Source organism: Kitasatospora sp. NPDC030952 (assembly GCF_055571335.1).
This window is the reverse complement of the sequence record NZ_JBVIFM010000007.1, coordinates 326,162-333,742: the sequence shown is the minus strand read 5'-3', so window position 1 is coordinate 333,742 and position 7,581 is coordinate 326,162. Positions and strand designations below refer to the sequence as shown.

Genomic DNA, 7,581 nt, shown 5'->3' with positions numbered 1-7,581 from the left:
CCAACCACCACCAACCACCACCACCCGCCACCACCCGCCACCCGCCACCACCACCGGCGGCACACAGAACCGGACCCGCCGACTACCCACACCCCACCAGGCCCCACCACACACACCCTGCAGAGAGGAACGCAACGGGCAGGGACAGGAACGCGGCGGGCCGCCAGCGCACGGAAGCCGCCGCTACCGCGTCCCGCCCGGGCCTTCGACGCGCTCATCCACGAGCACCACGGCGAAGACCCCGACAGCTGGACCGAGCACATCAGACAGCACGATCCGCCCACCCCGCGGCAGTTCACCGACGGACTCCTCCACGACCGGGACACGATCGTCGCCGCCCGTCGAACCCCGATGAACTCCAGTCCGGCCGAAGGCCGGGCGACCAGGCGACCTGGCGACCTGGCGACCTGGGTCATGCTGTGGAATCTGATTTGTCAACATCATGCCTATTTGCGCAGTCCCATCGTCCATTCTCGCTGCTCGACGGTGTCTGGGACGGCGAGCCCGCGAGCTCGTTCGATCTGGTTCCAGGCGGCGTCGGGATCGACGCCGTTGAGGATGAGGAGTGCGGCCGCGAGCAGGGATGAGCGTCCGATCCCGGCTCGACAGTGGGCGACGACGTGTGCGCCGTCGCGTAGCTGTTCGGCAAGTCTGTGCAGGGTGGGCAGGATCGTGGTGAGGTCGGGGACGGTACGGTCGGGGATGGGTATGGCGACGAACCGCAGCCCGGCCGTGACGGCTGTCCGGGGTTCGTCTGCGAGGCCGAGTTCGTCGAGTTCGGGGCCGGTGAGCGCGCAGACCAGGACGTCGACGCCGCAGTTCTTCAGCGCGGCCATCTCGTCTTCGAGCCAGTCATTGCCACGGGGTCTGGCCATGGTGCTCAGTCGTCCCGGGCCGGGGAAGTCGATGGTGAAGAGGTCGGGTCGCATGTCAGCAGCGCTTTCGGTCGATGGAGTCAGGTGGTGATCGGACGGTCAGTGGCAGGGGCCGGCCCGGTTCGGCGCGGAGCTCGTTCGGGGTCGGGCCGGCTGGGGTGGCCACCTCGGCGAGGCGCTGGAGAAGGCGGTCGAGGGCGGCGTTCTGGCCGTCGTCGAGGCGGCGCGTTCCTCTTCGGTGAGCGGAATGCTCACGAGCGTGCGCTGCAAGTCGGCCTTGGCTTCGACGAGTTGGGCTTTCGTCGATTCCTTGGGCGCGTAGAAGTCACAGCGGGCGCAGGCCATCCGGCGCTGGCACTGTTCGAAGAACGAGGAGGAGCACAGCCCGTGACCGAGATCGTAGTACGGCCAGGTTCACCGGTGGCCGCGGCCCCGGAGGTGATGGCGTCGCCGTCGAGCAGGACCTCGACCGTGCGGACGTTGCGGCAGCGAAATCAACTCCCTTGCACAGAGGGCCATACGCGCGGTTCGCGGTGACCGGGTCGACGCTCTCCCCTTCGCGCACCAGCAGGTACGCGGCCGGCCCGCGGACACGGGCATCGGTCGTTCGGGGCGCACACCCGAGATCCGTCCAGATCGCCGCCGGGCCGCCGCCCGCTCGTGCCGGCCGAGCACCGGCCACATCCCCACCAGCACCGTCATACCGCTCAACACATCTCCCACATCCGTGGCTGCGCCACAGAGACATGATCACCCCGGCAGATCCCACATAACCTTCAAGCTCCACAAACGCGCCGGCCACGGCAGGGCCGAACGCGACCTCCTCCGCACCCGCCTCCTTCCCAGGCCCGAGGAATACCCACCCACGAGCCCACACCTCCGGCCCCAGCCCCGCCTCCGGCCCCAGCCCCGCCTCCGGCCCCGGCCCCGGCTCCGGCTCCGGCTCCGGCTCCGGCTCCGATCCCGAGCCGAACAGAATCAGCTGGCCGCAGACCGACGGCGAACGGGAAACCGCCGCCATGCGCTTTCCTCGTTCCTCGGACCCCGACCTGCTCGACGTCATCCGTGCCCGGTGCCGGAGCGGGGCCCGAGGCCAGGTCAGCGAGTGGACCGAGGCAGCGGCCCCGGACGGCCTCCAGGACACCCCCGGGGCCGAGCGGGCGGAAAAGCGCGTGCGGCCTCCGGGACACCCCCGGGCCCGGGCGGGCGGGAAAACGGGGTGCGGGGCGGGCATCGCGGGTGCTACGACAGCACGTCATGGACGACCTGGCCACCCGACGCCTCATCCTCCACCCGCTGACCCCGCCCCAGGCCCGGCGCCTCCAGCAGGCCGCGCCCCACCACGCCGGACACCCGACCCCCGGCCACCCCGACGACCGCGACCGTGCCAGCCACTGGGCCCCCGGCTACCCCGACGACCGCGCCCGCGACCGTGCCAGCCACTGGGCCCCCGGCTACCCCGACGACCGCGCCCGCGACCGTGCCAGCCGCTACCTGCGGGTGTACGAGAACGACGGCGACCCCCAACCCTTCGGCGCCTACGAGATCCGCCTGCGCGAAGACGGGCGCGCGATCGGCGGCGCCGGCTTCCACGCCGCCCCCGACCCCCACGGCACCGTCACCATCGGCTACGGACTGATCCCCACCGCCCGCGGCCACGGCTACGCCTCCGAAGCCCTACGCGCCCTGCTCACCCACGCCCACACCCACGGCACGGCGCGCGTGATCGGCGACACCCACCTCCACAACACCACCTCCCAACACGCCATGACCACCGCCGGCATGCACCCCACCCACCACGACACCCACCACGCCCACTACGAAAGCACCTCCCCTCCCACCCCCACCCCACCCACCACGACACCCACCACGCCCACTACGAAAGCACCTCCCCTCCCACCCCCACCCCACCCACCACCCCCACCAGCTAGCACCCCACCGGCACCACGGCCCCTGACCCACCGACACAGCACCCACCCGGCCAAGGACCCGCCGAACCAGGCCCGGACCTCAGAACAACGACACCACGCCAGCACCGGGACCGGGGGCCGGGACCGGGAAACCGGGGCCGGGAGACCGGGGCCGGGAAGCCGGGGCCGGGAAGCCGGGAGGCCGGGAAGCCGGGAGACCGGGGCCGGGAGGCCGGGACCGGGAAGCCGGGACCGGGGAAGCCGGGAGGCCGGGAGGCCGGGAGGCCGGGAGGCCGGGAGGCCGGGAGGCCGGGAGGCCGGGAGGCCGGGGGGCCGGGGCCGGGGGTGTCCGCTCCTCGGTCACCGGCAGTGCGTCGCAGTGGGCGGGCAGTAGGATCAGCGGCGTTGTCACCCGTCGTACACCGCTGGTAGGAGGCTTTACATGACCCAGGTCACGCTGAAGGGAAACCCGGTCGAGATCGGCGGCACACTGCCCGCCACCGGCAGCCAGGCCCCGGCGTTCACACTGGTCGGCGAGGGCCTCACGGACACCTCCCTCAAGGACTTCACCGGACAGCGCAAGGTCCTCAACATCTTCCCGAGCATCGACACCCCCACCTGCGCCACCTCGGTACGCACCTTCAACACGAAGGCCAGCACCCTGGAGAACACCGTGGTGCTGTGCATCTCCGCCGACCTGCCCTTCGCACAAGCACGGTTCTGCGGCGCCGAAGGCCTGGACAACGTCAAAACCCTCTCCACCCTACGCGGACGCGACTTCCACGACACCTACGGCGTATCGATCACCAACGGCCCCCTCGCCGGACTGACCGCCCGCGCCGTGATCGTCCTCGACGAGAACGACACCGTCCTACACACCGAACTCGTCACCGAAATCGCCGACGAACCGAACTACGAAACCGCCCTCGCCTCCCTGAACTAACCCACCCCGAACCCCACACCATCCTCCCCGTAGCCCCACACCGACCCGCCCCGCCCCCGACAGCCCCGACAGGACAGGCGGGGCGGGCAGCGCCGCCAAGGGCGGAGGCGAGCGCGGCAGGACGACGCCGCAGGCACGACACCGGAACCCCGCCACCCGTGCGGCGCCCCTGGAACATGCCCGGCGCCCACTCGGGCCGGCGGGCGGACGACGGTAGCCGGCGGGCTGGCGGGCGCCGTTGGAGTGTCAGGGCGTCCTGCGCGGCGGCCGGATGTCGGGCCCCGCGCCGCGGGGTGGTGCAGGTGGGGGGTCGGCGCAGGTGAGCAGCTGCAGCCCCAGGCTGCTGCAGGTGTGGAACACCGCCTTGCCCGCCCTGCGGGAGGTGATCAGCCGTGCGTGCCGCAGTGCTCTGGCGTGTTCGGAAGCGGAGGCCTTGCTGATGGCGAGGGCGCGGGCGATCTCCGTGGTGGTCCGGTGAGCGGTCAGCAGTTGCAGGACCGCGGAGCGCGTGCTGCCGAGCAGCGTCCCCAACGGGTCGTCGGGCTGGTCCTCCTCGGTGAACGGCAGGGGCGCCGCCGTCATCGGATAGATCAGAACGCTGGGCTCGTCGCCGTGGTGGGCGATCACCGGCCGGCCCCGCCAGAGAGCCGATGGCAGCAGGCGCAATCCGTGGCCGGCCAGCAGGACGTCGAGGTCGCCCACGCGATCGTACACCAGAGTCGTGTTGCTCTCCCAACGGCCGCCGGGCACGAGCCCGGCGAGGGTGGCGTACAGGCCCTGCTGCGCCAGGATGCGTGTGCGCCAGGCGAGTTCCGCATCGTGGGCGGCCTCGATCCGCGGCCACTGATGGGCGAGCAGGGCCGTCCAGGTCGTGCGCAGGGCGTTCTCCAGCAGGTGCAGACCCTCACTGTCGCGGCGGACCAGGGCGCGGGTGAAGGGCGTCACCGGGCGGGACGCGGGACACACGGGGTTCAGGTCGGTTCGGATCGTGGCGGCCGGTGTGTGCAGGACCAGGTCGAGCCCGGAGTCGAAGTCGTAGCTGACCGGGTCGAGGAACATCGGTCCTTTGCCGGAGGGGGGCACCAGATCCAGCAGGGGCCGCCCTGCCGAGGGGAAGGCCCGACGTGTCGCCTTCTGCCACCGCCCCGCGTCGGACGGGTGCGGCGGTTGCTGCAACTGTGCTACCGCCAGCGCGAGTTCCATCATCGGCGCGGGAGCGGGAACGAAGGTGACCCGGAGGAGATCGTCGGCGGAGAAGTGTAATCGCAGCATGGCGGTCCTTTCCCGGTGACGTGGATCGGCCGCGTCGTTCGGCCCAGGCCGAACGGATGGCCGATCGCGGATGCCTGTCACGAGTATGGCAACGCCGACGACGCCAGGACACGGGTGGTCAGGACAAACACCGTAGGCGAAGGCCGGCAGCGAGCAGGGGTGGCGTCCACTCGACACCGCTGAGGCATCTGTCCGAACACTGCGATGGAGGAACTCTCATGGGACTCGACCGTATCGGCAAGCGCGCGGCCGCACTGGTGGTCACGGGGTTGCTGGCCGCGGGGGTGTGCGCCGCGCCGGCGCAGGCGTCCCCGAGCGCGGGATACATCGGGAACGGCTACGGCAACAACACCCACGGCGTGTGGTGCGTGCAGCACCTGGTCAACGATGTGGCTGCCGCTCACGGCAAGAAGCGGCCGCTCGCGGAGGACGGTCTGTGGGGGCCCGCCACCAGGAGCTGGGTCCAGTGGTACCAGGGCGTCGACGGAAGGAGTCAGGACGGCATCGTCGGCAAGGACACCGGCGGCGACCTCCTCCTCGACGGCGACCAGTACTACGGGGGTAGGAACTACTGCTACACGTACGTACCCTCGCACTTCTGACCCGGCACTGTGGTGGGGCTCGGCCGGCGCCGGCCGAGCCCCACCGGCCGAGCCCCACCACCCGCGGCGCGTACGCCGAGTCCCGCACGACCCGCCCGCCGGCCGCCCCACGGCGTCCGCGCCCCCGCGTTCGGACGTGACGTCGGTGGGTGGTCACCCGTGGTCACCCGTGGTCACCCCGTGGTCACCCCGTCCATCCGGTGTGCCGCAGCCAGTCCTCGAAGGTCATCAACTCGGGGTGCAGGCCGCGCAGGAGGTTGATGTCCCGGTCCCGGGTGTAGAGGTCGCGGTCGGCGAAGAACCGGAACATCGCCGCGTAGTCGTGGCTGAAGTCGGGGACGGCAGCGTGCAGTTCGGCGTGCGGCATCGGCACGTAGGTGCTGGGAACGCCGGTGACCCGCGCGAAGGTGGCGGCGATCTCGGCGCCGGTGAGGCTGTCGCCGATCACCGCGAGGTCGCGGGCGCCCCAGGACTGCCAGTCGTCGAACACGTGGCAGGCGAACCAGGCGATGTCGTCGAGGGCGACGAGCGGGTAGCGGGCGGCGCCGAGCGGGAGCCGGAAGGTCAGGCCGCCCCGGCCGTCCGGTCGGGGGGTGAGCCGGTCCCGCAGGTTCTCGAAGTACGGCGCCGTGGTCAGCACCGAGACGTGGTCCGTGTACCAGCCGCCGGTCTCCTTGCGGAGCATCTCCTCCGACCGCAGCAGACCGATGTGGGCGGTGACCGCGGCCTTGCTGTCGAAGTGCGGGACGGGGTGGCCGGTCAGGGACACCGCGCTGTCCAACGAGGACCAGATGAAACGTTCCACGCCGGCTCGCTGCGCGGCGGCCAGCAGGTGCAGCCCCTGCCGGTACTCGCCCACGGCACTGCCCGTCGCGAAGAAGTCGGTGTTGGCGAACACCCGGTCGACCTCCCCGATCACGGCCTCCAGGGTCGCCCGGTCGGAGCGGACCAGTCGCACGCGGCCGGGCGCGGTGGCGGCGAGCGCGGTGGCGTGGGCGGACTCCGGGTGGCGGGTGGGGACGGTGACGGTGGCGTCGGTGGTGGCCAACAGGCGGTGGATCACGCGACGGCCCATGGCCCCGGTGCCGCCGACGACGAGGACGTGGGTCATGGCGTTCCCCCCTGGTGCGTCAGGACGTGTTCGGCCAGCTGGGCGTGGGTGGCGACCCAGACGTCGCCGGACTCACGGAGGTGGTCGAGGATCCGGCCGACCATGCCGGCCAGGAGCGGCCGGCCTCCGACGTGGGCGTGGACGGTCATGCGGAAGACGCCCGGGCCGGGGGCGGCGAGCAGCTGGTCCAGCAGCTCACGGTGCAGGTCGCGGTAGGCGTACGGGCCGCCCGCGGCGTCGCGGACGTCTGAGTGGTCGCTGTGCATGAGGGAGACCAGCGGACCGTGGGCGGTGGACCGGACCTGCGGGAGGTCGTGGTCGCCGTGGTCGCCGGTCCAGCGGTAGCCGGCCTCGGCGAGCAGGTCGTCCGTGTGCCGGGAACCGGTCGCCCGTGGGCTCATCCACCCCGTCGGGCGAACGCCGGTGACCCGGCGGAGGGCGTCGGTGCAGCGACGGATGTTGGCCCGCTCGGCATCGATGTCGAGCAGCGCGGGCACCACGTCCTGGGCCCAGGAGTGTGCGGCGATCTCGTGGCCCGCCTCGTGCACGGCCATGACGGTCTCGGGGTGCCGCTCGGCCACCAGCCCGTTGACGCCGACGGTGGCGGGCAGGTCACCGAGCACGTCGAGCAGCCGCCAGATGCCGGTGGTCACGCCGTACTCCGCCCAGGAGGTGCTGTGCGTGTCGTCGACGCCGGCCGCCAGCGGCCACGCCGCTGCCATCGGCGCGTACGCGGGCCAGTGCCCCGGTGACCACAGCTCCAACGCGACGGTGACCAGCGCGGCGACCTTCCGCCCGCCCGGCCAGTGGGTCTCGCCCTTCGTGCCGTCCTTCATGCCGTCCCCCTTTCCCGGTAGCTTCCGCCGTC

Annotated in this window: 7 protein-coding genes; 3 read left to right on the top strand and 4 right to left on the bottom strand. The window is 71.9% G+C overall.

The window, feature by feature from the left end:
- Window positions 1-446: 446 nt before the first annotated feature.
- A complete protein-coding gene (locus ACZ47G_RS16495; RefSeq protein ID WP_465743154.1) occupies window positions 447-929 on the bottom strand; it encodes a protein-tyrosine phosphatase family protein in 483 nt (160 codons plus the stop codon).
- A gap of 1,203 nt (window positions 930-2,132) precedes the next feature.
- Between ACZ47G_RS16495 and ACZ47G_RS16490 the strand changes: the two genes are divergently transcribed.
- Both ACZ47G_RS16490 and tpx read left to right on the top strand, forming a co-directional pair.
- Entirely contained in the window at window positions 2,133-3,179 is a 1,047-nt protein-coding gene (locus ACZ47G_RS16490; RefSeq protein ID WP_465743152.1) for a GNAT family N-acetyltransferase, read from the top strand.
- A 48-nt stretch (window positions 3,180-3,227) separates the two neighbouring features.
- Window positions 3,228-3,728: a thiol peroxidase gene (gene tpx / locus ACZ47G_RS16485; RefSeq protein WP_465743150.1), complete on the top strand. Its 501-nt coding sequence runs from the start codon at window positions 3,228-3,230 to the stop codon at window positions 3,726-3,728.
- Window positions 3,729-3,974: 246 nt separating this feature from the next.
- Here tpx and ACZ47G_RS16480 read toward each other — a convergent pair whose 3' ends face one another.
- Entirely contained in the window at window positions 3,975-5,000 is a 1,026-nt protein-coding gene (locus ACZ47G_RS16480; protein WP_465743148.1) for an ArsR/SmtB family transcription factor, read from the bottom strand.
- Window positions 5,001-5,218: 218 nt separating this feature from the next.
- Between ACZ47G_RS16480 and ACZ47G_RS16475 the strand changes: the two genes are divergently transcribed.
- Complete coding sequence (locus tag ACZ47G_RS16475) at window positions 5,219-5,602, top strand: peptidoglycan-binding domain-containing protein (RefSeq protein WP_465743146.1); 384 nt, start codon at window positions 5,219-5,221, stop codon at window positions 5,600-5,602.
- A 184-nt stretch (window positions 5,603-5,786) separates the two neighbouring features.
- Here the strand turns inward: ACZ47G_RS16475 and ACZ47G_RS16470 are convergent, their stop codons facing one another.
- A complete protein-coding gene (locus ACZ47G_RS16470; RefSeq protein ID WP_465743144.1) occupies window positions 5,787-6,713 on the bottom strand; it encodes an NmrA family NAD(P)-binding protein in 927 nt (308 codons plus the stop codon).
- Window positions 6,710-7,549 (bottom strand): polysaccharide deacetylase family protein, encoded by an 840-nt coding sequence (locus tag ACZ47G_RS16465; RefSeq protein WP_465743142.1) that lies wholly within the window; start codon window positions 7,547-7,549, stop codon window positions 6,710-6,712. Before ACZ47G_RS16465 ends, ACZ47G_RS16470 begins: the two co-directional genes overlap by 4 nt.
- Between the last annotated feature and the right edge of the window lie 32 nt (window positions 7,550-7,581).